Annotated in this window: 19 protein-coding genes and 6 tRNA genes; 16 read left to right on the top strand and 9 right to left on the bottom strand. The window is 72.4% G+C overall.

Annotation, left to right across the window (positions count from 1 at the left end; translation table 11 throughout):
• The first annotated feature begins 28 nt into the window (after positions 1 to 28).
• Positions 29 to 847 (top strand): TrmH family RNA methyltransferase, encoded by an 819-nt coding sequence (locus ACZ3ZD_RS20400; RefSeq protein WP_467399143.1) that lies wholly within the window; start codon positions 29 to 31, stop codon positions 845 to 847.
• 221 nt (positions 848 to 1068) lie between these two features.
• On the opposite strand, the gene ACZ3ZD_RS20395 is transcribed toward ACZ3ZD_RS20400, so the two are convergent.
• Complete coding sequence (locus ACZ3ZD_RS20395) at positions 1069 to 2505, bottom strand: serine/threonine-protein kinase (protein WP_467399140.1); 1437 nt, start codon at positions 2503 to 2505, stop codon at positions 1069 to 1071.
• 602 nt (positions 2506 to 3107) lie between these two features.
• On the opposite strand from ACZ3ZD_RS20395, the gene ACZ3ZD_RS20390 reads away from it, so the two are divergent.
• From ACZ3ZD_RS20390 to ACZ3ZD_RS20380, 3 genes are all read left to right on the top strand, one after another.
• Complete coding sequence (locus tag ACZ3ZD_RS20390; RefSeq protein ID WP_467399139.1) at positions 3108 to 3284, top strand: hypothetical protein; 177 nt, start codon at positions 3108 to 3110, stop codon at positions 3282 to 3284.
• Positions 3285 to 4102: 818 nt separating this feature from the next.
• The gene (locus ACZ3ZD_RS20385; RefSeq protein ID WP_467399136.1) at positions 4103 to 5149 is read left to right on the top strand and encodes a phosphotransferase family protein; all 1047 of its coding nucleotides are present in this window, start codon (positions 4103 to 4105) and stop codon (positions 5147 to 5149) included.
• Between the two features lie 80 nt (positions 5150 to 5229).
• A complete protein-coding gene (locus ACZ3ZD_RS20380) occupies positions 5230 to 5526 on the top strand; it encodes a TFIIB-type zinc ribbon-containing protein (RefSeq protein WP_467399134.1) in 297 nt (98 codons plus the stop codon).
• 50 nt (positions 5527 to 5576) lie between these two features.
• Here ACZ3ZD_RS20380 and ACZ3ZD_RS20375 read toward each other — a convergent pair.
• The 5 genes from ACZ3ZD_RS20375 to ACZ3ZD_RS20355 form a co-directional block, all read right to left on the bottom strand.
• Positions 5577 to 5648: transfer RNA gene (locus ACZ3ZD_RS20375), tRNA-Val, on the bottom strand.
• 29 nt (positions 5649 to 5677) lie between these two features.
• Positions 5678 to 5749: transfer RNA gene (locus tag ACZ3ZD_RS20370), tRNA-Val, on the bottom strand.
• 38 nt (positions 5750 to 5787) lie between these two features.
• Positions 5788 to 5859, bottom strand: a tRNA-Val gene (locus ACZ3ZD_RS20365).
• Position 5860: 1 nt separating this feature from the next.
• A tRNA-Cys gene (locus tag ACZ3ZD_RS20360) sits at positions 5861 to 5934 on the bottom strand.
• 38 nt (positions 5935 to 5972) lie between these two features.
• Positions 5973 to 6045: transfer RNA gene (locus tag ACZ3ZD_RS20355), tRNA-Gly, on the bottom strand.
• 178 nt (positions 6046 to 6223) lie between these two features.
• Between ACZ3ZD_RS20355 and ACZ3ZD_RS20350 the strand changes: the two genes are divergently transcribed.
• The 3 genes from ACZ3ZD_RS20350 to ACZ3ZD_RS20340 are packed head-to-tail and all read left to right on the top strand — an operon-like array spanning position 6224 to position 8959.
• A complete protein-coding gene (locus tag ACZ3ZD_RS20350; protein ID WP_467399131.1) occupies positions 6224 to 7267 on the top strand; it encodes a chorismate-binding protein in 1044 nt (347 codons plus the stop codon).
• Positions 7264 to 8085 carry an aminotransferase class IV gene (locus ACZ3ZD_RS20345; RefSeq protein WP_467399129.1) on the top strand — a complete coding sequence of 274 codons (822 nt, stop codon included), beginning with the start codon at positions 7264 to 7266 and terminating at the stop codon, positions 8083 to 8085. Before ACZ3ZD_RS20350 ends, ACZ3ZD_RS20345 begins: the two co-directional genes overlap by 4 nt.
• A 49-nt stretch (positions 8086 to 8134) precedes the next feature.
• Positions 8135 to 8959 (top strand): GNAT family N-acetyltransferase, encoded by an 825-nt coding sequence (locus tag ACZ3ZD_RS20340; protein ID WP_467399126.1) that lies wholly within the window; start codon positions 8135 to 8137, stop codon positions 8957 to 8959.
• 74 nt (positions 8960 to 9033) lie between these two features.
• Here ACZ3ZD_RS20340 and ACZ3ZD_RS20335 read toward each other — a convergent pair whose 3' ends face one another.
• The gene (locus tag ACZ3ZD_RS20335; protein ID WP_467399124.1) at positions 9034 to 9567 is read right to left on the bottom strand and encodes a DsbA family protein; all 534 of its coding nucleotides are present in this window, start codon (positions 9565 to 9567) and stop codon (positions 9034 to 9036) included.
• Positions 9568 to 9774: 207 nt separating this feature from the next.
• On the opposite strand from ACZ3ZD_RS20335, the gene ACZ3ZD_RS20330 reads away from it, so the two are divergent.
• Together ACZ3ZD_RS20330 and ACZ3ZD_RS20325 are read left to right on the top strand one after the other, a co-directional pair.
• The gene (locus ACZ3ZD_RS20330) at positions 9775 to 10227 is read left to right on the top strand and encodes a hypothetical protein (protein WP_467399121.1); all 453 of its coding nucleotides are present in this window, start codon (positions 9775 to 9777) and stop codon (positions 10225 to 10227) included.
• A gap of 154 nt (positions 10228 to 10381) precedes the next feature.
• Entirely contained in the window at positions 10382 to 10534 is a 153-nt protein-coding gene (locus ACZ3ZD_RS20325; protein ID WP_467399120.1) for a hypothetical protein, read from the top strand.
• Between the two features lie 74 nt (positions 10535 to 10608).
• Here ACZ3ZD_RS20325 and ACZ3ZD_RS20320 read toward each other — a convergent pair whose 3' ends face one another.
• Both ACZ3ZD_RS20320 and ACZ3ZD_RS20315 read right to left on the bottom strand, forming a co-directional pair.
• Entirely contained in the window at positions 10609 to 11169 is a 561-nt protein-coding gene (locus ACZ3ZD_RS20320; RefSeq protein ID WP_467399118.1) for a CGNR zinc finger domain-containing protein, read from the bottom strand.
• 373 nt (positions 11170 to 11542) lie between these two features.
• A complete protein-coding gene (locus tag ACZ3ZD_RS20315; RefSeq protein ID WP_004002642.1) occupies positions 11543 to 11956 on the bottom strand; it encodes an SsgA family sporulation/cell division regulator in 414 nt (137 codons plus the stop codon).
• Between the two features lie 191 nt (positions 11957 to 12147).
• On the opposite strand from ACZ3ZD_RS20315, the gene ACZ3ZD_RS20310 reads away from it, so the two are divergent.
• The 7 genes from ACZ3ZD_RS20310 (at position 12148) to ACZ3ZD_RS20280 (ending at position 19858) form a co-directional block, all read left to right on the top strand.
• Positions 12148 to 12612 (top strand): TIGR02611 family protein, encoded by a 465-nt coding sequence (locus ACZ3ZD_RS20310; RefSeq protein ID WP_467399116.1) that lies wholly within the window; start codon positions 12148 to 12150, stop codon positions 12610 to 12612.
• Between the two features lie 72 nt (positions 12613 to 12684).
• Positions 12685 to 12756: transfer RNA gene (locus ACZ3ZD_RS20305), tRNA-Val, on the top strand.
• Positions 12757 to 13268: 512 nt separating this feature from the next.
• Positions 13269 to 14552 carry an extracellular solute-binding protein gene (locus ACZ3ZD_RS20300; RefSeq protein WP_467399114.1) on the top strand — a complete coding sequence of 428 codons (1284 nt, stop codon included), beginning with the start codon at positions 13269 to 13271 and terminating at the stop codon, positions 14550 to 14552.
• Between the two features lie 11 nt (positions 14553 to 14563).
• Entirely contained in the window at positions 14564 to 15526 is a 963-nt protein-coding gene (locus ACZ3ZD_RS20295) for a carbohydrate ABC transporter permease (protein ID WP_467399111.1), read from the top strand.
• Entirely contained in the window at positions 15523 to 16401 is an 879-nt protein-coding gene (locus ACZ3ZD_RS20290) for a carbohydrate ABC transporter permease (protein WP_467399109.1), read from the top strand. The genes ACZ3ZD_RS20295 and ACZ3ZD_RS20290 overlap by 4 nt, the downstream gene beginning before the upstream one ends.
• A gap of 6 nt (positions 16402 to 16407) precedes the next feature.
• Positions 16408 to 16998 (top strand): hypothetical protein, encoded by a 591-nt coding sequence (locus ACZ3ZD_RS20285; protein WP_467399106.1) that lies wholly within the window; start codon positions 16408 to 16410, stop codon positions 16996 to 16998.
• Positions 16999 to 17119: 121 nt separating this feature from the next.
• On the top strand, positions 17120 to 19858 hold the full coding sequence (locus ACZ3ZD_RS20280; protein ID WP_467399104.1) for an exo-rhamnogalacturonan lyase family protein: 2739 nt from the start codon (positions 17120 to 17122) through the stop codon (positions 19856 to 19858).
• The last annotated feature ends 5 nt before the right edge of the window (positions 19859 to 19863 follow it).

Here is a 19863-nt window from a genome sequence, read left to right as displayed (position 1 = left end):
CACACCCAGGACAAGGCAGTATCACCCTGTGGCCGATCTCATCACCGTCGAGGATCCCGACGACCCGCGCCTGGCCGACTACACGGGCCTGACCGACGTCGAGCTGCGCCGCAAGCGCGAGCCCGCCGAGGGCCTGTTCATCGCCGAGGGCGAGAAGGTCATCCGCAGGGCCAAGGAAGCCGGTTACGAGATGCGGTCGATGCTGCTCTCGGCCAAGTGGATCGACGTCATGCGGGACGTCATCGACGAACTCCCGGCTCCGGTGTACGCCGTCAGCCCGGACCTCGCCGAACGCGTCACCGGGTACCACGTGCACCGCGGTGCCCTCGCCTCCATGCAGCGCAAGCCGCTGCCGACGGCCGGTGAGCTGCTGCAGACCGCCCGCCGGGTCGTGATCATGGAATCCGTAAATGATCATACGAACATCGGGGCCATCTTCCGGTCGGCGGCCGCCCTCGGCATGGACGCGGTCCTGCTGTCGCCCGACTGCGCCGACCCGCTGTACCGACGGAGCGTCAAGGTGTCCATGGGCGCGGTGTTCTCGGTGCCGTACGCCCGTCTGGAGACCTGGCCCAAGGGCCTGGAACTGGTCCGCGAGGCCGGGTTCACCCTGCTCGCGCTCACCCCGGACGAGAAGGCCCGCACCCTGGACGAGGCGGCCCCCCACCGCATGGACCGGGTGGCCCTCATGCTCGGCGCCGAGGGCGACGGCCTGTCCACCCAGGCCCTGGTCGCGGCCGACGAATGGGTCCGCATCCCCATGTCCCACGGAGTCGACTCCCTCAACGTCGGCGCAGCCGCAGCGGTCGCCTTCTACGCGGTGGCAACGGGGCGCCCGGGGGTGTGAGCGGCCGGCGCCTGACCGATGGGCGAGCCCGGCCGACAGGGGTGCCTGCCCGACCGCGAGCCTGACGGCCCGGGGTGACCGATCCGGAGTCCGAGTGGCCGGGTCTCCGGCCGACCGGGACCTGACCGACCGAGAGTCCGTTCGCCCCGGGACCTGACCCCGACTCCCCGAGTCCCACTGCCCCCGAGTCCCACCGCCCCCGAGCCTGACGGCCCGCGGTCTCAGTTCCCCGCGTCGTGGCTGACCGCCGACCCGTGCTGGTCGGAGGCGACCCTGCCGTAGACCGGCGGTGGGTAGCTCGGCTGGGTGTGGCGCTGCCGCAGGACCCCGTCGTTCCCGAGGCCGCGTGCCGGGCCCTGGCAGCCCTGGGCCACCGCGATGCCGAGGGCGACCAGCAGCGTCACCACCACGAACACGAACAACCGCTGCCGCAGCAGCCGGGGGTTGGCCGGCCGCGGGACGATCCGCGCCGGCCGCCCGCCCGGCCGCCCGGAACCGCCGCGCGGAGCGGGACGGCCGTTGCCGGAGCGCGGGCGCGGCGCCGGCGTCGGGCGCGCCGCACCCGGCCGGGAGACGGCGGCACCGCCACCGCGCGAGGCGACCCCGCCCCGCGGGGGCATCCCGCCCCTGCCCGGCACCTCACCGCGGCCGCCCGACCCACCGCGCGAGGGCACGCCGCCCCGGGCCGGGGTTCCACCGCGCGGCAGCGGCGTACCGGGGGAGGAACGCCGCTGGGCGCGCTGCTGCTCGGGGTAGGTGTCGACGAGCCGTCCGGTGGGCCGGTCCGCCTCGGCGGCGCGCGGCGCGGGCGGTCGTACGCCGTCCAGGCCCTGCGCCTCCCGCGCGGCGATCTCCTTGAGCCGCAGCGACAGCTGCAGCGTGCTGGGCCGCTCTTCGGGGTCCTTCGCCAGACAGGCCCGGATCAGCGGAGCCAGCGCGTCCGGTACGCCCTGCAGCTGCGGCTCCTCGTGCACCACCCGGTACAGCATCACCTCGGAACTGCCCTGCCCGAACGGCGAGTCGCCGGTCGAGGCGTACGCCAGGGTCGCGCCCAGGGAGAACACGTCGGTGGCCGGCGTGACCGCGGCCCCCCGCACCTGCTCCGGAGCCAGGAAGCCCGGGGAGCCGACCGCCGTGCCCACGTGGGTGAGCGTGGACGCGCCGGTGGCCCAGGCGATGCCGAAGTCGATGATCCGCGGCCCCTTGGGGGACAGCAGGATGTTGGAGGGCTTCAGATCCCGGTGGACGACCCCGGCCTCGTGCACCGCGACCAGCCCCTCCGACAGGGCCGCGCCGACCGCCGCGGTGTCCGCCGCGCCCAGGGCCCCCTCGTCGGCGACCTTGTCGTGCAGGGAAGGCCCGGGCACGTACTGGGTGGCGAACCAGGGCCGCTCGGCCTCCAGGTCCGCGGCGACCAGCCGGGCCGTGCAGCCCCCGCGGATACGCCGGGCCGCCGACACCTCGCGCGCGAACCGCGACCGGAACTCCTGGTCCTCCGCCAGATCGGGCCGGATCACCTTCAGGGCGACCCGCTGCCCCTTCTTGTCGGAGCCGAGATAGACCACGCCCATCCCGCCCGCGCCGAGCCGTCGGTGAAGCCTGAACGAGCCGACGACGCGCGGGTCCTCGCGCCTCAGGCGCATCATCGCCATGTTCATCCCCGCTGCCCGGTCCCTGTGACGTGGCACAGCTTACGTTTCCACGGCCGCCTGCGCGCAGAGGCCGCGCCCTCTCGGGCGGACGGATTGTGTAGGCCGTCCGGGGGAGGTGAAACGCGGTCAGCATCCCCCGGCCCACGGCGACTTCCGGCCACCGATACGGTCAACCGGCCAGCGGAACAGGGTGGTTGGGCCCACCGGATGACCGGCGGCGCGGGGCCGTACGCCCGTCGCCCGACGGTCGGCGGCCGCCCGCGGCCCCGGCCGTCCTCGGGACCGCGATCCGCCCACGACCCCCCTCCCGGCCCCGGGTGCAGTGATCGAAGTCACTCAACCCGACACCTCGGACCCTTCCGAAATGACCGGACAGAGCGGACGACCCCTCAGGGAAGACCCTGAGACCCCGGTGCGCGTCTCCACCCAGGGGAGTACTTCCCAGGTCACGGCTCATCCTCGGGGAGGCCCGCCAATCGGTACGAGGGCATGACGCCCGGTCTGCGCCGCACGCCTAGATTTGAGGTCAAGCGGCGGGTGCGGCACTCGTCCCCCGAGGTCAGGCACCCGCCGCTGCCGACGACAACCGAACAATCAGGAGAGGGACCATGGCCTACACGGCACCGCGACGCCCGGCGTTCGCCACCCGCCGGACAGGCCGTCGCCACCCCTTGGTGGCGACGCTGATGGCCCTTCCCCTGGCGGCCCTGCTCCTGCTCGTCTTCGACGGCTGGGAGACGGTGGCCACACAGGCGTCGTCCGTGGGTGCGATGCTGGGGCGCTGAGCGGCGACCCCAGGCCCGGAAGAGCGGTCCGGGCGGGGACATCCATCCATGAAACCCCGTGGGGACGGGGGTGCGGCGGACGGCACAGATGCCGGCGCAGCTGGGGAGCTGCGCCGGCATTGGCCGTTTCCACCGGCGCCCGGGCATCCCGCAGCTTCCCCGCGCCGACCCGGTCCGCCCAGTCCCACGGCTTCCCCGCCCCGGCCTGCGGCTTCCCCGCGCCGGTATCCCGCCGACCGTCCCGCGCCGGCACCCCGCCGACCGCCCTGCGCCGGCACCCCGCCGATCCGACGGCGAAGGCACTCCGCCGACCCTTCCGCGAGGTCATCCCCCGGCCGACCGCCTGCGACGGCATCCCCGGACCGCCCCGCGATGACCGCCCCGCACCGGCACCCCCCCGGACCGCCCGGGACCGCCCCGCGATGGCCCCCGGACGGCACCCCGGACCGTCCCGGGCTGGTGCTCCACCGATCCGCCTGCGAGGGCATCCCCGGACCGCTCCGCGACGGCACCCCCCGGACCGCTCCGCGACGGCCCCCGGACGGAACCCCGGACCGTCCCGGGCTGGGGCTCCACCGAGTCGCCTGTGACGGCACTCGGCCGACCCGCCTGCGAGGGCCCCCGCCGACCACCCTGCGCCGGCACCCCCTGACCGTCCCGGGCTGGGGCTCCACCGATCCACCCGCGAGGGCACCCCCCGACTACCGCCCCCAGACCGCCCCGCGATACCCCCCGACGGCCCCGGACTCGCCCCCCGCCGCCCCCGCCAACCACCCCCCGATACCCTCGCCCCAAACCCCACCCCCTCCGAGGCAGTCTTGACCGCAGACACCGGTACCGGCGCGGGCGCGGAGACCCCGGCCCGCTCCCTCGTATCCGCCCTCGCCGCCGAAGCCAGGGCCGCCGCACACCCCCGTACCCGTACCGCCGCCCCCTGCGGCTGCGCCGGCACCACCCTCGCCGACCGGGAGGACGCCACCGTGGTCCGGCATGCCGGCATGGTCGCCAAGGCCCACGCCCCGGACACCGATCCCGCCGCGCTGGCGCTCCGCACGGCGACGGCCGCCCGCCTCCCCGACGCGCTCCTGCCCCCGCTGACCCCCGCCCCGGCCCCCCTGCACGGCCGCCTGGTGACCTTCTGGCCGTACGGCCTCCCCGTGGACCCGGACGACCCGGACGCCGCCCCCTGGGAGGCCGCCGCCACCCTCCTGGCCCGGCTGCACCGCACCCCCGTCCCCGCCGGCCTCCCCCCGATGCGCGGCCCCGCGAAGGCCGCCCGTGCCCTCGCCCGGCTCCGCACCGCCCTCGGCGGCACGACCCACGCGGCGGCCCGCCCGGTGCTGGACGCCTGGTCCGGCCTGCCCGCCTGGGCCCGGTCGGAGGCGCCGATGCCCGGCCCGCCGGCCCTCTGCCACGGCGACCTGCACCTGGGCCAGCTCGTCCGGCACCCCGCGCCGGACGGCCCGTGGAAGCTGATCGACGTGGACGACCTCGGGGCCGGCGTCCCGGCCTGGGACCTCGCCCGCCCCGCCGCCTGGTACGCCTGCGGGCTCCTCCCGCCCGACGAGTGGATCCGGTTCCTGACCGCCTACCGGGAGGCCGGCGGCCCGGCCGTACCCGCCGACGACGACCCCTGGGCCGCCCTGGACGTCCCGGCCCGCGCGCTCACCGTGCAGACGGCCGCGCTGGCGCTCACCAAGGCGCTCGCCGGGCACCGCCCGCTGGACGAGGTGGAGCAGGCCGTGGTCGACGCCTGCGCGCGGATGCCGTCCGTGCCGCCCCAGACCCCTCGCCCGCCTCGGCCCGTACCCGAAAGCCCCGACCAGGCCCTCCCGGGCCGACCTGATCCGAAAGGGAGGGCCTAGGCTGCAACCGCCCGGGCCCGGACGGAGTCTGTCCTGGGGAAACACCAAGCAGGACCGAACGGCGAGGAGTTGAGCCGACCATGCAGTGTCCGAAGTGCCATGCGCCGATGCACACCTACAACCGCAACGGCGTCCAGATCGAGCAGTGCAGCGGCTGCCGCGGCATCTTCCTCGACTACGGCGAGCTGGAGGCGCTGACCCGCCTGGAGTCCCAGTGGTCGCAGCCGGCCCCGCCGCCCCCGCCCGCGGCCCCGCAGGCCTACCCGGCGCCGTCCGCGCCCGCCTGGGGCGCCCCGCACGGCGGCCACGGCCACGGTCACGGGCACTACGGCCACCACCGCCACAAGAGCTTCGGCCACATGCTGTTCTCCAGCTGAGACACGCGGAAGCCCCCGGCCGTCGAGACGGCCGGGGGCTTCCTGCTGTGTGGACGATACTGGGATTGAACCAGTGACCTCTTCCGTGTCAGGGAAGCGCTCTCCCGCTGAGCTAATCGTCCGCGCACCGTGACGCGCGGGTCACAGGCAGTGCGCGATACTGGGATTGAACCAGTGACCTCTTCCGTGTCAGGGAAGCGCTCTCCCGCTGAGCTAATCGCGCGGGGGATCTACGAGGAGACCCAGGATCCGGGGATCCAGTGGACGATACTGGGATTGAACCAGTGACCTCTTCCGTGTCAGGGAAGCGCTCTCCCGCTGAGCTAATCGTCCTTGGAGGTGGAGACGGGATTTGAACCCGTGTAGACGGCTTTGCAGGCCGTTGCCTCGCCTCTCGGCCACTCCACCAGGAGTGTAGGGGATCGGGAAGACCCCTTCTTCCTTCGAGCGGACGACGAGGCTCGAACTCGCGACCTCAACCTTGGCAAGGTTGCGCTCTACCAACTGAGCTACGTCCGCTTGTCGTTTCGGTCCGCTCCCGCGTCCCGGCGACGTGTTGAACTCTAGCGGATTCCCGGGCCAGCACAAAAACGCGTTTGCGCAGCGTGCTGCGGTGCGCCCGGCGGACCCGGTGGTCAGGGCCCGCTCCGGGACATCCCGGAGCCACCCGCCGGACACCCGCCCTAGACTCGGCCACGTGCTCCACCACCCTCCTCTCGCCCGCTTCGGCGACCGCGTCGCCACCGGCCTCCTCGACGTCACCAGCGATCCGGCCGCCCTGGACTCGGCCGGTTTCTGGGCCGTCTGCGCGGACTTCGAGGGCGGTCTGACCTGCGCCCGCTTCGCGGACGTACGCGTGGCGCCGGTGCCCGCCCCCGTGCCCGGCGCATGGCGGGGCCCCGAGCCGGAGGACTGGACCTCCTCCCTGGGTCGCGCCGCCTACACCGCGGCCGTCCGCCGCATCCGCGAGCACATCGCGGCCGGCGAGGTCTACCAGGCCAACCTCTGCCGGGTGCTGAGCGCGCCCGTCGCCCCCGGCGCCGACGTGGACGCCCTCACCGCCCTGCTGGCACGCGGCAACCCGGCCCCGTACGCAGGAACGATTCGGCTGCCCGGGCACGGCGTGGAGATCGCCACCGCCTCGCCGGAGCTGTTCCTGCGCCGGGACGGCCGTACCGTCGAGTCGGGGCCCATCAAGGGCACCGGGCGCACCGAGGCGGACCTCCTGGAGAAGGACTACGCCGAGAACGTGATGATCGTGGACCTGGTCCGCAACGACATCGGGCGTGTCTGCGCGACCGGCAGTGTCGCCGTCCCCGACCTGTGCGCCGTGGAGAAGCACCCGGGTCTGGTCCATCTGGTCTCCACCGTCCGCGGCGAGCTGCGGGCGGACGCCGGCTGGCCGGAGCTGCTGGCCGCGGCCTTCCCGCCCGGCTCGGTCACCGGCGCCCCCAAGTCCAGCGCCCTCGGGATCATCGAGGCGCTGGAGACGGCGCCGCGCGGCCCGTACTGCGGCGGCATCGGCTGGGTCGACGCCGACCGGGGCACCGCCGAGCTGGCCGTGGGCATCCGGACCTTCTGGATCGACCGCGCGGCCGGCGCCCTGCGCTTCGGCACCGGCGCCGGCATCACCTGGGGGTCCGACCCGGAGGGGGAGTGGCGCGAGACGGAGCTGAAGGCGTCCCGGCTGCTCGCGATAGCGTCGGGAGGGTGCGCGGAGACCGAGGGGGCGTTCACGTGAGGATCTGGCTCGACGGCGAGCTGCGGGACCCGCGGTCCGCCCGGGTGTCCGCCCTCGACCACGGACTGACCGTCGGCGACGGCGTCTTCGAGACCGTCAAGGCGGTCGACGGCACGCCGTTCGCCCTCACCCGGCACCTCGACCGGCTGACCCGCTCGGCCCGTGCCCTCGGCCTGCCCGACCCCGACCACGACGCGGTCCGCCGCGCCTGTACGGCCGTCCTGGCGGCCGGCCCGGTGCCGCTGGGCCGGCTGCGGATCACCTACACCGGCGGCCACGGCCCGCTCGGCGTCGGCCGCGGCGAGCAGGGCCCCACCCTGATGGTCGCCGTCGACGGCGTCACCCGCCGCCCGGACTCCACCGCGGTGATCACCGTCCCGTGGACCCGCAACGAACGCGGCGCCCTCGCGGGCGTCAAGACGACCTCGTACGCCGAGAACATCGTCGCCCTGGCGCGCGCCCACCGGAACGGCGCCTCCGAGGCGCTGTTCGGCAACACGGTCGGACAGCTCTGCGAGGGCACCGGGTCGAACGTCTTCGTCGTCCTGGACGGCGGGATCCACACCCCGCCCGTCGACTCCGGCTGTCTGCCCGGCGTCACCCGGGCGCTGGTGATCGAGTGGACGGGCGCCAAGGAGACCGACCTGCCGCTGGACGTCCTCCGGCACGCCGACGAGATCTTCCTGACCTCCACCCTGCGCGACGTACAGGCCGTGCACCAGGCCGACGACCGTGAACTGCCCGGCGCCCCGGGCCCGGTGACCGCCGAGGCGATGCGGCTCTTCGACGAGAGGTCCGGACGGGACCTGGACCCCTGAGCCGGAAAACAGGCTGACGCGGCCGGTCGCCGTGGGTAGAACACCGGTGATGACCACGACCCTGCGGCCGGCCGAGCCGCTCCAGCAGCACCCCGACGGAACCCGTTCCCGCCGCTACGCGGTCTGCGTGAACAGCCGCCCCGTCGGCGAGGTGCACCTCGGCACCTCCCCCTCCCTCGGCGACTCGGTGGCCCGCGTCATCGACCTCACCATCGCCGCACCCGACCGGCGGCGCGGCCGGGGCACCGTCGCCGCGCTCGCCGCCGAGGAGGTGGCCCGCGGCTGGGGCTGCGTCCAGATGGAGGCCGTCGTGCCCGCCGCCGCGGACGCCGCGCTGCGCCTGTTCGGCGCCCTCGGCTACACCCCGCGCAACCGCGGCATGGAGAAACGCCTCGGCGCCACCCCGCCCGCGCTGCCGCCGGACAGCCGGGCGCGGCCCATGACCGGAGCGGAGTTCGACGCCTGGCGGGAGAGGGAGAGCGAGCGGTACGCGCGCTCCTGGGCCGAGCGGGGCCTGCCCGAGCCCGCCGCCCGGGCCAAGGCCCGCGACGACCACGCCCGGCTGCTGCCGGAAGGGCTCGCCACCGACGGCGTGCTGTTCAGCGTGCTGGAGCACGCGGGGGACCGGGTGGGCACGCTGTGGCTGACCCTTCAGGAGGCCAGGGCGTTCGTCTTCGACGTGGAGACGGACCCGGCCCACCGCGGCCGGGGGCACGGCCGCACGCTCATGCTGCTGGCGGAACGCCAGGCGATCGAGGCCGGCCGGCCGGTCCTCGGCCTCAACGTGTTCGCGGGCAACACCCCGGCCGAGCGGCTGTACACCTCACTCGGGTACGAAACGGTGACCCACTCGCTGGCCAAGCCACTGCTGTGAGGCGGCCGGCCGGGGGCGTCCGGCCGGGTACGTCCGATCCGGTCCGCCCCGTTCGGCGGGCCCCGTCCGGTGCCTCAGGCCTCCTGGCCGTCCCGGTCGGCAAGCAGCCGGTCCGCGATCTCCTCGATGCGTGCGCGCAGCCCCTCCTGGCTCTTGCCGCCGTCGAGGCGCTCGCCGCCGATGACGTACGTCGGGGTGCCCGTCACCCCGATCGCCTTGCCCTCGGCCTGGTCGGCGTCCACCATCAGGATGTGCCGTCCGTCGATCAGCGCGGTGTCGAACTCCTCGGCGTCCAGGCCGAGTTCACGGGCCGCCTCGACCAGGAAGGGCTCGCCCGCACGGACCAGGTCCTCGACCCGCCCCAGCACGGCCTCCACGTACGGCCAGCCCTTGCCCTGCTCCAGCGCCTCCTCGGCGGCCTGGGCGGCGGCGAAGGCGTGCTTGTTCTTCTCCAGCGGGAAGTGCCGCAGCCGCAGCTCCAGCCGGTCGCCGTAGCGGGCGCGCAGCGCGCGGACGTCGTCCAGGGCGGTGCGGCAGTCCGGGCACTGCAGATCGCACCAGACATCGAGGACGAGGGCATCGGTGCGTGCGGGGGAGGAGTCGCTCATACCCACCAGTCTTCCAGGCCGGACGCGTGCGGACCCAATCGGGAGGGACCCGGAGGCGACCCGGAGAAGTCCCTGATGTCCGGCTGGATCATGGCATCGCGGGGCTCCGGCGGTGCACGATGGAAGCGACGCAGGACGGATGCGACGCACGAGGGAAGCGACGCAGGACGGAAACGAAGAAACGGGCGCGCCCGCCAGGAGGACCGGATGATCGCCGAGACAGTCTGCTCAGCCGTGTCCGCGGCGGGCCTGGGTATCGCGGTGGTCACGGCCTACCGCAAGCGTTTTCTGGCGGCGGCCCGCATCGCGGCCTACTCGCTGGTGCCGGTCGGACTGGTGATGACCGGAGTCGTCGGCTGGCTCGCCGACACCGCCCTGAGCCCCACCGCCTGGGCGGGCTTCGGGGTACTGGGCGCGGCCTGGCTGCTGTTCGCCGGCACGCGTGCGGTGGAACGCCGGCGGGCCCGCACCGGCGTCGGCGCCGAGCGCGGGACGGCCGGGCGGGACGCGGTGGCGCCGGCCACCCCGGCCCCGTCCCTGGACGGCAGGGGCCGCCCCGCGACGGGTTCCGCCGCCCCCCGGACCGGCTCGCCCCGGGGCGCCGAGCCTGCCGACGACTTCAGCGACATCGAGGCCATCCTCAAGAAGCACGGCATATGACAGTCACATGACTCGCTGAAACGACACAGTGGGTCCGTCGGCGTCCGGAATCGTTCACCATCCGAACGAGACCTCACGGCATTCGGCGAACTACCGCAAGATCCCTGTGCGTTGATCGCGGGCGGGCGCCGGGTGCGTCATGATCTGCCACGAGATGCTGGACACGCCACCGAGCGAGGCCGCGCCGCCGGAGGACGAGCCGCGCGGGTGCCTCTTCGCCCTTTCCCAGCCACCGCTGATGATCTTCCTGGCGGTGATCGGGTGCCTGATCCTCATGGCCGCACTGCACGACCTGCTGCTGCTGTGAGCCGTACACGTCCGTCCCGGCGCCACCCGCCGGGACCGGCGCGGCACCGGGGGAGTGGTGTCCGCCGGAGCGCCTCAGCCCGCCGCCTCCTTGCGCCGGGCGCGGTACGCGGCGACGTGCAGCCGGTTCCCGCAGGTGCGGCTGTCGCAGTAGCGGCGCGAGCGGTTGCGGGAGAGGTCCACGAAGGCGCGCCGGCAGTCCGGTGCCTCGCAGCGCCGCAGCCGTTCCTGCTCGCCGGCCACCACGAAGAAGGCGAGCGCCATCCCGCAGTCGGCGGCGAGGTGGTCGGCCACGGAGGCGCCCGGCGCGAAGTAGTGCACATGCCAGTCGTAGCCGTCGTGGTCCGTCAGCCGGGGGGTCGTACCCGCGGCGGCGACCAGCTCGTTGATCATCGTGGCGGCGGACCGGGCGTCCGGGGCCGCGAAGATGGCCGCGAACCGCCCCCGGACCCTGCGCACGGCCGAGAGATCGAACTCCGACAGCACACCGACGTCGCTCATCTTGTGGCTTCGCACGAAATCCGTGAGAGCGGGGACGTCGGTCAGTCCGTCCGCCTCCGCGTCGTCCTCCGGCGCGGTGTTCACCAGATCGACCACGGTGTCGAGGGCGCACCGGGTGTCGTGGGTGATCAGCACAGTTCGCTCCCTGGCCTGATGGGTCGGGCGGGCGCCCGCCGATGCTGGCCGATGGTAGCGACAACCGAGCCCACCGCACCCGTGCGCGACGGACGCCATGCGCCGAGAGGACGGACCGAACGCCGGGCGTGCACCCCTGGGCACGGTAAGTGAGGGAACGGGGTGGGAAAGGGCCCCGTTCGGCCGTGACGTCCGGGCATGATCCGTTCCCGGCCCGGTACGGTCGCTCACTCGCCGCGGCCGGGTGCGGACAACTCGACGCCGTCACCGTGCGTGTTCACGGAGACGGCGTCGGCCTGTGCCGTAGGCGATTGTCTTGGCCCGAGCCGTCTCCCCGAGTGGACGGCGCCGGGCTGCTTGAAGGGGCCGCGACCTAGCTCTCCGCCAGGATGTGCGAGAGCTCCTGATCCAGGTCGAAGTGCCGGTGTTCCGTGCCGGGCGGCACGGCGGCGTCGGTTCGCTTCAGGAAGGACTCCAGGGCCCGCGCCGGGGCTTCGAGCAACGCCTCCCCCTCCGGGGAGCTGAGGGCGATGCACACGACGCCCTGACCATGACTGCGCGATGGCCAGACGCGGACGTCGCCGGTGCCGGTGGGCCGGTGCAGCCCCTCGGCGAGGAGGTCGCGGGCGAACACCCACTCGACGGTCTCTTCGGCTCCGGTGTGGAAGGTGGCGTGCACGGCGTAGGGGTCGGCCGTGTCGTACCGCAGGCCTGCGGGGACAGGCAGGGAGGACTCGCTCGACACAACGAGGCGCAGGTGCAGCTCGCAGCTGACCGTGGTGTTCATAAGCGCCAGGGCCTTTCGCTCAGTGTGCGCTCGGGGATTCGCACGTCGGCGAAATCGACATGCCACCTACGGTGCCGTTGTAAACCCCTCTGAGGGTTTTGCGTGCCTTTACGTAACTCTTCCGGCCGAGACTTCGTACCAGTCCTGCCGCCATTCCGGTGACTGGATTCACTCCGGTAGGGTTTGTCTGTATGAATACGGGGAGTGACGAGCCGGGCGAGGTCGCCGTGGCAGCGGACAAGACGAGGACCGACGGGCCCGAGGCCGGCCAGGAGACCGAGCGCGGGCTCGGCTCACGGGCGCCGGAATTCGTCAGGTCCCGCCGGCTTCTGCACCTGAGCTGGCAGGTCGGGGTCTTCGTGATCGGCCTCGCGGTGGTCGGTGCGGGCATCGTCATGCTGCCCCTGCCCGGCCCCGGCTGGGTGGTGATCTTCGGCGGCATGGCGATCTGGGCCACCGAGTTCGTCTGGGCCCAGCTCGTGCTCCGCTGGACCAAACGCAAGGTCACCGAGGCTGCCCAGCGCGCGCTCGACCCCAAGGTGCGCCGCCGCAACATCACCCTTACCGTGATCGGGCTGGTGATCATCGGGGTGCTCGCCGGGATCTACCTCTGGAAGTTCGGCCTCGTCGTGCCCTGGCAGATCAAGAACCAGTGAGACGGCCGCCGCCCGTGGCCCGGCCCAGGTCGGAAGCGCCCCCTGACATGGGGTAATGTTCTTCCTGCGCCCGGGCGATTAGCTCAGTGGGAGAGCGCTTCGTTCACACCGAAGAGGTCACTGGTTCGAACCCAGTATCGCCCACCCGGCCCGACGGCCCATCTGCGACCAGCAGGTGGGCCGTCGGCGTGTCCGCACCCTTCCGGCTGCCGGCCGAGCAAACCCCGGCGACTGCGCCCCGCAGGCCGGCGCCCCCTTCACCGAACCGGCGACGACCCCCTGGTGGTGCCTCCCGTTCGGACCACGGTCCTGTCGGCCCCCGCCCGCGGCGACCGACAGGACCGTGGTCCGAACGGCCGCCGCGAGCGCGGGGCGCCGCGTCACTGGCGCCACCGGCGTCGCACCCAGAGCGCCGGTGCCGCCCCCACCGCGCCGGTGCGCCGCCACCGCGCCGACGGGCGGTCGCCGGCGAGGTGTCGGTTTCCCGGCAAGGCGCCCTCCCTGAACGCCATCCACCGAACCCGCCCCCGCATCACCGCGCAAGAAAATCCTGCCCGAATCATTGACGCACCCCTCACCCCTCCGTACCTTGTGCCAGCAAGCGCTTTCTTGAAACGATTCAGGCGAGGTCACGACACTGCGGGGAGGGCTCGACTGTGGGTGCCAGGAATGTTGACAGGCGTACGATCCTGAAGGCGGCGGGGGCCTCGGCGGCCACACTCGGGCTCGCCGCGACGGCCGGCTGCGGAGACGGAAGCGGTTCCGGGGACGGGAATGTGACGATCCGTTACTCCTGGTGGGGCGCCGAGGAGCGGGCCAAGAAGATCAACCAGTCCATCGCGCTCTTCGAGGAGAAGTTCCCGAAGATCAAGGTCAAAACGGACTTCCAGACGTATCAGAGCTTCTGGGAGAAGTTCCAGACGCAGGCCGCCGGCGGAAATCCCCCGGACGTTTTCCAAAACGCCGTCACTTTCCTTCGGAAATACGACAAGCGAGGAATTCTGCTCGACCTGAAGCCGCAGGTTCAGGCGGGAAATCTGAGCCTGGATCACTTCCGGGACGGGGTCACGAAGGTCGGCGAGGTCGACGGCAAGCAGCTCGGAATTCCCGTCGGCTCCAACACCATGGCGCTCGTCATCGACAAGAGGGTCTTCCGGAAGGCGGGCGTCGAGCCGCGGCCGGGCTGGACCTGGGACGAGTACTTCAAGGCCCTGAAGACCATCCACGACAAGACGAAGGTCCCCGGGGACACCGGCTACTTCGCCATCATGTACCTCTACGACCTCTACCTGCGGCAGAACGGCAAGGCGTTCTTCACCGACGACGGACTCGGCTTCGACAAGGCCGACCTGACGGAGTGGTGGACCGACGGCTACCACCGGGTGAAGGCCGGCATCGTCACCGACCCGAAGGTCGTCTCCCAGGACCAGCCCAAGTCCTCCCTCTCCGCCGGCCACGGCGCCTCGGAGTTCACCTGGGACAACTTCACGGTCCGCTACTCGGCCGAGGGCGGCAGCGAGTACGGCCTCGCGCCGATACCCACCACCGACGGCAAGCACACCGGCCAGTACCTCGCCTCCCTGATGCTGAGCGCCTCCGCCCGCACCGCGCACCCGAAGGAGGTCGCCCGCTTCATCGACTTCATGGTCCACGACCCCCGGGTCGGCAGGATCATGGGCTACGACCGGGGCATCCTCGCCGGCACCGAGCAGTACGAGGCGTACAAGCCGGCCGACGGGATCGACAAGGAGATCGCGCAGTACGAGGAGGACACCGCCAAGGCCGGTGTCCTCGGCACGATCACCCCGCACCCCTCCGGCGCCGACACCATCGAGGCCGCCTTCCTGCGCCTCGGCGGCGACCTCGGACAGGGCAGGACCAAGGTCCCGGACGCGGTGAACCAGTTCTTCACCGAGGCCGAGAGCGCCTTCCAGGCCTGAGGGGAACCTCCGTGACGCTCGTCAAGGACTCCACGCCCGCCACCCGTACCGCGCGCCCGGCGGCCACCGGCAGGACGACGGGGCGGCCGGGCCGGCGGCGGGAGAACCTCGCCGGCTACCTCTTCCTGTCCCCGTGGGTCGCCGGCTTCCTGCTGCTGACCGCGGGCCCGATGGTCGCCTCGCTGTACTTCGCGTTCACCGACTACAACCTCTTCACCGCCCCGAAGTGGGTCGGGTTCGACAACTTCACCAGGATGTTCGACGACCCGCGCTGGCAGAAGTCGGTGGAGGTGACGGCCAAGTACGTCGTCATCGGCACCCCGCTGAAGCTGCTGCTCGCGCTGGGCGTCGCCCTGCTCCTCGCGCAGAACCGCCGCGGCCAGGCCTTCTACCGGGCCGCGTTCTACGCCCCCTCGCTCATCGGCGCGAGCGTCTCGGTCGGCTTCGTCTGGCGGTCGCTGTTCTCCGACGGCGCCGTCGTGGACCGTACCCAGAGCTCCCTCGGCTTCCACGTGGGCGGCTGGGTCGGCAACGCCGACTGGGTGCTGTACTGCCTGGTGGCGCTGACGGTCTGGCAGTTCGGCGCGCCCATGGTCATCTTCCTGGCCGGGCTCAAACAGGTGCCCAGGGAGCTGTACGAGGCGGCCGAGATGGACGGCGCCGGCCCGTTCCGGAGGTTCTGGAACATCACCCTGCCGACCATCTCCCCGGTGCTCTTCTTCAACGTCCTGCTGGAGACCATCCATTCCTTCCAGGTCTTCGGCTCGGCCTACGTCGTCTCCAACACCAACTGCGGACCGGCCGACGCCACGCTCGTCTACACCTGCTACCTGTACCAACAGGGCTTCAAGAACTCCCAGATGGGCTTCGCCTCCGCCATGGCCTGGATGCTGCTGCTCGCCGTGGCCCTGGTGACGGCCGTCCTCTTCTGGTCCCAGAAGAAGTGGGTGCACTACGAGGAGGACGCCCGATGAGCGCGACCACCACCAAACCCCCCGGCGGGGGACTCGCCCGCAGGCGCACCGGCTCGCTCGGCTGGCACCTCGGCGCCCTGCTGATCCTGGCCGTCATCCTCTACCCGGTCGTCTGGGTGGCCGGCGCCTCGTTCAAGCCGAGCAAGGACATCATCAACAGCCTCACGCTGGTGCCGTCCCACCCGATCCTGTCCAACTTCAAGGGGCTCGCCGACGGCATCGCGGACATCCCGGCCCGGACGTTCTTCCAGAACTCCCTCGTCTACGCGGGCGGCGCGGTCGTCGGAGTCCTGATCTCCTGCTCGCTCACCGCGTACGCCTTCGCGCGCATCAGGTTCGCCGGGCGCAACCTGCTGTTCTCGCTGATGATCGGCACGCTCCTGCTGCCGTACCACGTGCTGCTGATCCCGCAGTACGTGATGTTCCAGAAGCTGGGGCTGGTCAACACCTACGTGCCGCTGCTGCTCGGCAAGTACCTGGCCACCGAGGCGTTCTTCGTCTTCCTCATGGTGCAGTTCATGCGGAACCTGCCCCGCGAACTGGACGAGGCGGCCCGTCTCGACGGCTGCGGGCACCTGCGCATCTACTGGTCGATCGTGCTGCCGCTGTGCCGGCCCGCGCTCATCACCAGCGCCATCTTCACCTTCATCAACGCCTGGAACGACTTCATGGGCCCGTTGATCTACCTCAACGAGCCCGGCAAGTACACCGTCTCCCTCGGCCTGATGATGTTCCGCGACTCCGACGGCGTGGCCGCCAACTACGGCGGCATGATCGCCATGTCGCTCGTCGCGCTGCTGCCCGTGCTGCTGTTCTTCCTCGCCTTCCAGCGCTACCTCATCGACGGCATGGCGACCTCCGGACTGAAGGGCTGAACCAGCATGTCCCCAGCACGGGTACGGCCCCGCCGGGAGCCGGTGGCCGCCGAGCGGTTCGCCGTCTTCGCCGAGTGCCTGCTGACCGGGGTGTGGATCGCGGTCGCCTCCCTCGGCGTCGTCACCTACCCGGCCGCGTTCGCCGCTGGCGCCCGGCACCTGCGCCGGCGCGCGGCCCACCGGGGCGGCGGCCGGCGGGAGTTCGGCGCCGACTTCCGGGCCGCGCTGCGCGGGGGCTGGGCGGTCGGCGTCGCCGGGTGGGTCGCCGCGGTGCTCGCCTGGGTGGACGTCCAGGCCGTGCGGGCCGGACTGCCCGGCGGGCCGCTGGCCGGTGCCGTGGGGCTGTTCGCGCTGATCGGGCTCGCCGTGGCCGGACTGCGGGCGGCGGCGGCCTGGGCACCGGGGGAGCGCTGGCGGGTGCTGCTCGCCGGTGCGGGCCGCCGTACCGTGCGGGACCCCGCCGGGTCCTTCCTGCTCGTCGGCGGAGCCGTACTGACCTGCTGTTCCGCCCTCCTCATCGCCCCGCTGGCGGTCCCCGTGCTGGGGGCCGTCGCCGCGGCGGCCGTCGCCGTCGAGGAGCGGTACCGGCGCCGCTGAACCGGCGGGCCCCTCGTCACCCGAGGCCGGCGCTCCGCGTGTCGTCACCCTCCCTCGTCTCTGTCACCTCGTCTCTGTCATGCCCCTGACCAGAATCGTCCGGAAGGAAGGCCGCAGCCTCATGTCTCCCATCCCCCGCAGGTCCGTCCTCAAGACCGCCGCCGTCGCCGGAGCCGCCGCCCGGTTCAGCTGGGCCCTGGGCGCCCGGAGCGCCGAGGCCGCACCCGCGGCCGCCGCGGACGGCGCCGACCCGGTCACCCTGGACTGGCTGGAGGACGGCGGCCTCGGCGCCGCCCCCGGCGCCACCGTCGGCGTGCCCTGGCCGGCCGGCGCCCACCAGCAGGACCAGGCCTTCGCCGTCACGGACGCCGACGGCAAGGCCGTCCCCGTCCAGACCTGGCCGCTCGCCTACTGGCCCGACGGCTCCCTCAAGTGGACGGCCCACGCCGTCGCTTCCGGCAGCGGAAAGCTCACGCTCACGGCGGGCACACCCGCCGAACCCGCCCGGAAGGTGAGCGTCGACCGCCGCGGCGCCACCATCGACGTCTCCACCGGCGTCATCACCGCGAAGATCGGCAAGAACGGGTCCACCCTGATCAGGTCCGTCACCCGCGGCTCAACCGAGATCGCCAGGAACGGCAGGCTGGTCCTCATCCGGCAGCCCGAGATCCAGGACGAGGACCAGGGCAGCGTGCGGACCGAGCGGTTCGACGGCGTCATCTCCGAGGTCACCGTCGAACAGGACGGACCGGTCCGGGCCGTCGTCCGCGTCGACGGCAAGCACCGCAAGGGCGCCCGTGGCTGGCTGCCGTTCTCCCTCCGGCTGTACTTCTACGCCGGCTCCGACTCCTTCCGCATGGTGCACACCATCACCTACGACGGCACCCAGGAACCCGGCAAGGCCTCCGGCGACTTCATCCGGGGCCTCGGCGTCCGCTTCGGCGTACCGCTGCGCGACGCGGCCTACGACCGGCACATCCGCCTCGGCGGCGAGGGCACCGGCCTGCTCCGCGAGGCCGTCCAGGGCATCACCGGCCTGCGCCGCGACCCCGGCGCGGCCGTCCAGGCCGCCCAGTACGAGGGCGAGAAGCTGCCCGACCCGGCCACCTGGGACCAGCGGGTCACCACCCGCCTCCCGTACATCCCGCACTGGGGCGACCACACCCTCGCCCAGCTCTCCGCCGACGGCTTCACCGTCCGCAAGCGCACCACGAAGGGCCACGGCTGGATCGCCGCCGGCGGCGGACGGCGTGCCTCCGGTTTCGGCTACGTCGGCGGCGCGAGCGGCGGCCTCTCCTTCGGCCTCAGGGACTTCTGGGAGAAGTTCCCCGCCCAGATCGACATCCGCGACGCCCACACCGACGAGGCCACCGTCACCCTCTGGCTCTGGTCGCCCGAGGCCCAGCCCATGGACCTGCGCTTCTACCACGACGGCATGGGCCAGGACACCTACGCCGAACAGCTCGAAGGCCTCAACATCACCTACGAGGACTACGAGCCCGAGTTCGGAACCCCCTACGGGATCGCCCGTACCTCCGAACTCCTCTTCTGGGCCAACGACTCCACCCCGGCCGCCGAGACCCTCGCCCGGCAGGCCGAGGCCGTCCGGGTGCTGCCCCAGCTCGCCGCCCCGCCGAAACAGCTCATCAGGGCAAAGGTCTTCGGCCCCGGCCTGTACTCCGAGCCGGACCGCTCCACCCCGGCCAAGGCGAAGATCGAGGACCACCTCGACTTCCTCTTCACCTACTACCGGGACCAGGTGGAGACGCGCCGCTGGTACGGCTTCTGGGACTACGGCGACATCATGCACACCTACGACTCCGCCCGGCACGTGTGGCGGTACGACATCGGCGGCTACGCCTGGGACAACTCCGAACTCTCACCCGACCTGTGGCTGTGGTACGCGTACCTCAGAAGCGGCCGCTCCGACATCTTCCGCTTCGCCGAGGCGATGACCCGGCACACCGGCGAGGTCGACGTCTACCACCTCGGCACCTGGGCGGGCCTCGGCACCCGGCACGGCGTGCAGCACTTCGCCGACAGCGCCAAGCAGCAGCGCATCGCCAACACCACGTACCGGCGCTTCTACTACTTCCTCACCGCCGACGAGCGCGTCGGCGACCTCATGCACGCCAACGTCGACTCCGACGAGACCTTCCTCGTCCTCGACCCGCAGCGCAAGGTCCGCACCGACCCCTACACGCCCGACCGGCACGCCCTGTCCGTCGGCTTCGGCACGGACTGGAGCGGCCTGGTGTCGGCCTGGCTGACCGAGTGGGAACGCAAGGGCCCCAAGTGGCAGAAGGCCAGGGCGCGCGTGCTGTCCACCATGGAGGGCATCGCCGCCCAGCCCAACGGCTTCGTCCAGGGCAGCGGCCTGTACGACCTCGACACCGGCAGGTTCGCCGTCGCCGACAAGCCGGCCGTCTCCGTCTCCCACCTCTCGGCCGTCTTCGGCCTCAACGAGCTGTGCGCCGAACTGATCCACCTGGTCGACATGCCCGAGTTCAAGGCGGCCTATCTGGACTACTGCCGCTACTTCAACGCCACCAAGGCGGAGCAGGCGGCACGTTACGGCTCCCACTTCGGCACTCTGCTGCTGTTCCAGGGCCACTCGCGCCTGGACGCCTACGCCGCCGTGCAGACCGGGGACGCCGCCCTCGCCAAGCGGGCCTGGGCCAAGTTCTACGACTCCGACGGCTACACCGAGTCCTCCCCGTGGAAGACCGAGCGGCTGACCGGACCGGCCACGCTGGTCGCGGGCAGCGAGGCGGCCTGGGTGTCCACCAACGACACCGCCCTCTACGGCCTCGCCGCCATCGAGAACCTGGCCCTGCTCGGCGACAGGATGCCTTCCTGACCGGG

The organism is Streptomyces sp. NPDC023481, from assembly GCF_055560195.1.
This window is presented reverse-complemented; position numbering and strand designations above follow the sequence as displayed.

Bases quoted from the DNA above. Each gene is read 5' to 3' on its own strand.
- ACZ3ZD_RS20395 (WP_467399140.1), bottom strand. From the start codon at position 2,505: ATGAACATGGCGATGATGCGCCTGAGGCGCGAGGACCCGCGCGTCGTC.
- ACZ3ZD_RS20310 (WP_467399116.1), top strand. From the start codon at position 12,148: ATGAATACGGGGAGTGACGAGCCGGGCGAGGTCGCCGTGGCAGCGGAC.
- ACZ3ZD_RS20315 (WP_004002642.1), bottom strand. From the start codon at position 11,956: ATGAACACCACGGTCAGCTGCGAGCTGCACCTGCGCCTCGTTGTGTCG.
- ACZ3ZD_RS20330 (WP_467399121.1), top strand. From the start codon at position 9,775: ATGATCGCCGAGACAGTCTGCTCAGCCGTGTCCGCGGCGGGCCTGGGT.
- ACZ3ZD_RS20380 (WP_467399134.1), top strand. From the start codon at position 5,230: ATGCAGTGTCCGAAGTGCCATGCGCCGATGCACACCTACAACCGCAAC.
- ACZ3ZD_RS20280 (WP_467399104.1), top strand. From the start codon at position 17,120: ATGTCTCCCATCCCCCGCAGGTCCGTCCTCAAGACCGCCGCCGTCGCC.
- ACZ3ZD_RS20290 (WP_467399109.1), top strand. From the start codon at position 15,523: ATGAGCGCGACCACCACCAAACCCCCCGGCGGGGGACTCGCCCGCAGG.
- ACZ3ZD_RS20325 (WP_467399120.1), top strand. From the start codon at position 10,382: ATGCTGGACACGCCACCGAGCGAGGCCGCGCCGCCGGAGGACGAGCCG.
- ACZ3ZD_RS20390 (WP_467399139.1), top strand. From the start codon at position 3,108: ATGGCCTACACGGCACCGCGACGCCCGGCGTTCGCCACCCGCCGGACA.
- ACZ3ZD_RS20340 (WP_467399126.1), top strand. From the start codon at position 8,135: ATGACCACGACCCTGCGGCCGGCCGAGCCGCTCCAGCAGCACCCCGAC.
- ACZ3ZD_RS20335 (WP_467399124.1), bottom strand. From the start codon at position 9,567: ATGAGCGACTCCTCCCCCGCACGCACCGATGCCCTCGTCCTCGATGTC.
- ACZ3ZD_RS20285 (WP_467399106.1), top strand. From the start codon at position 16,408: ATGTCCCCAGCACGGGTACGGCCCCGCCGGGAGCCGGTGGCCGCCGAG.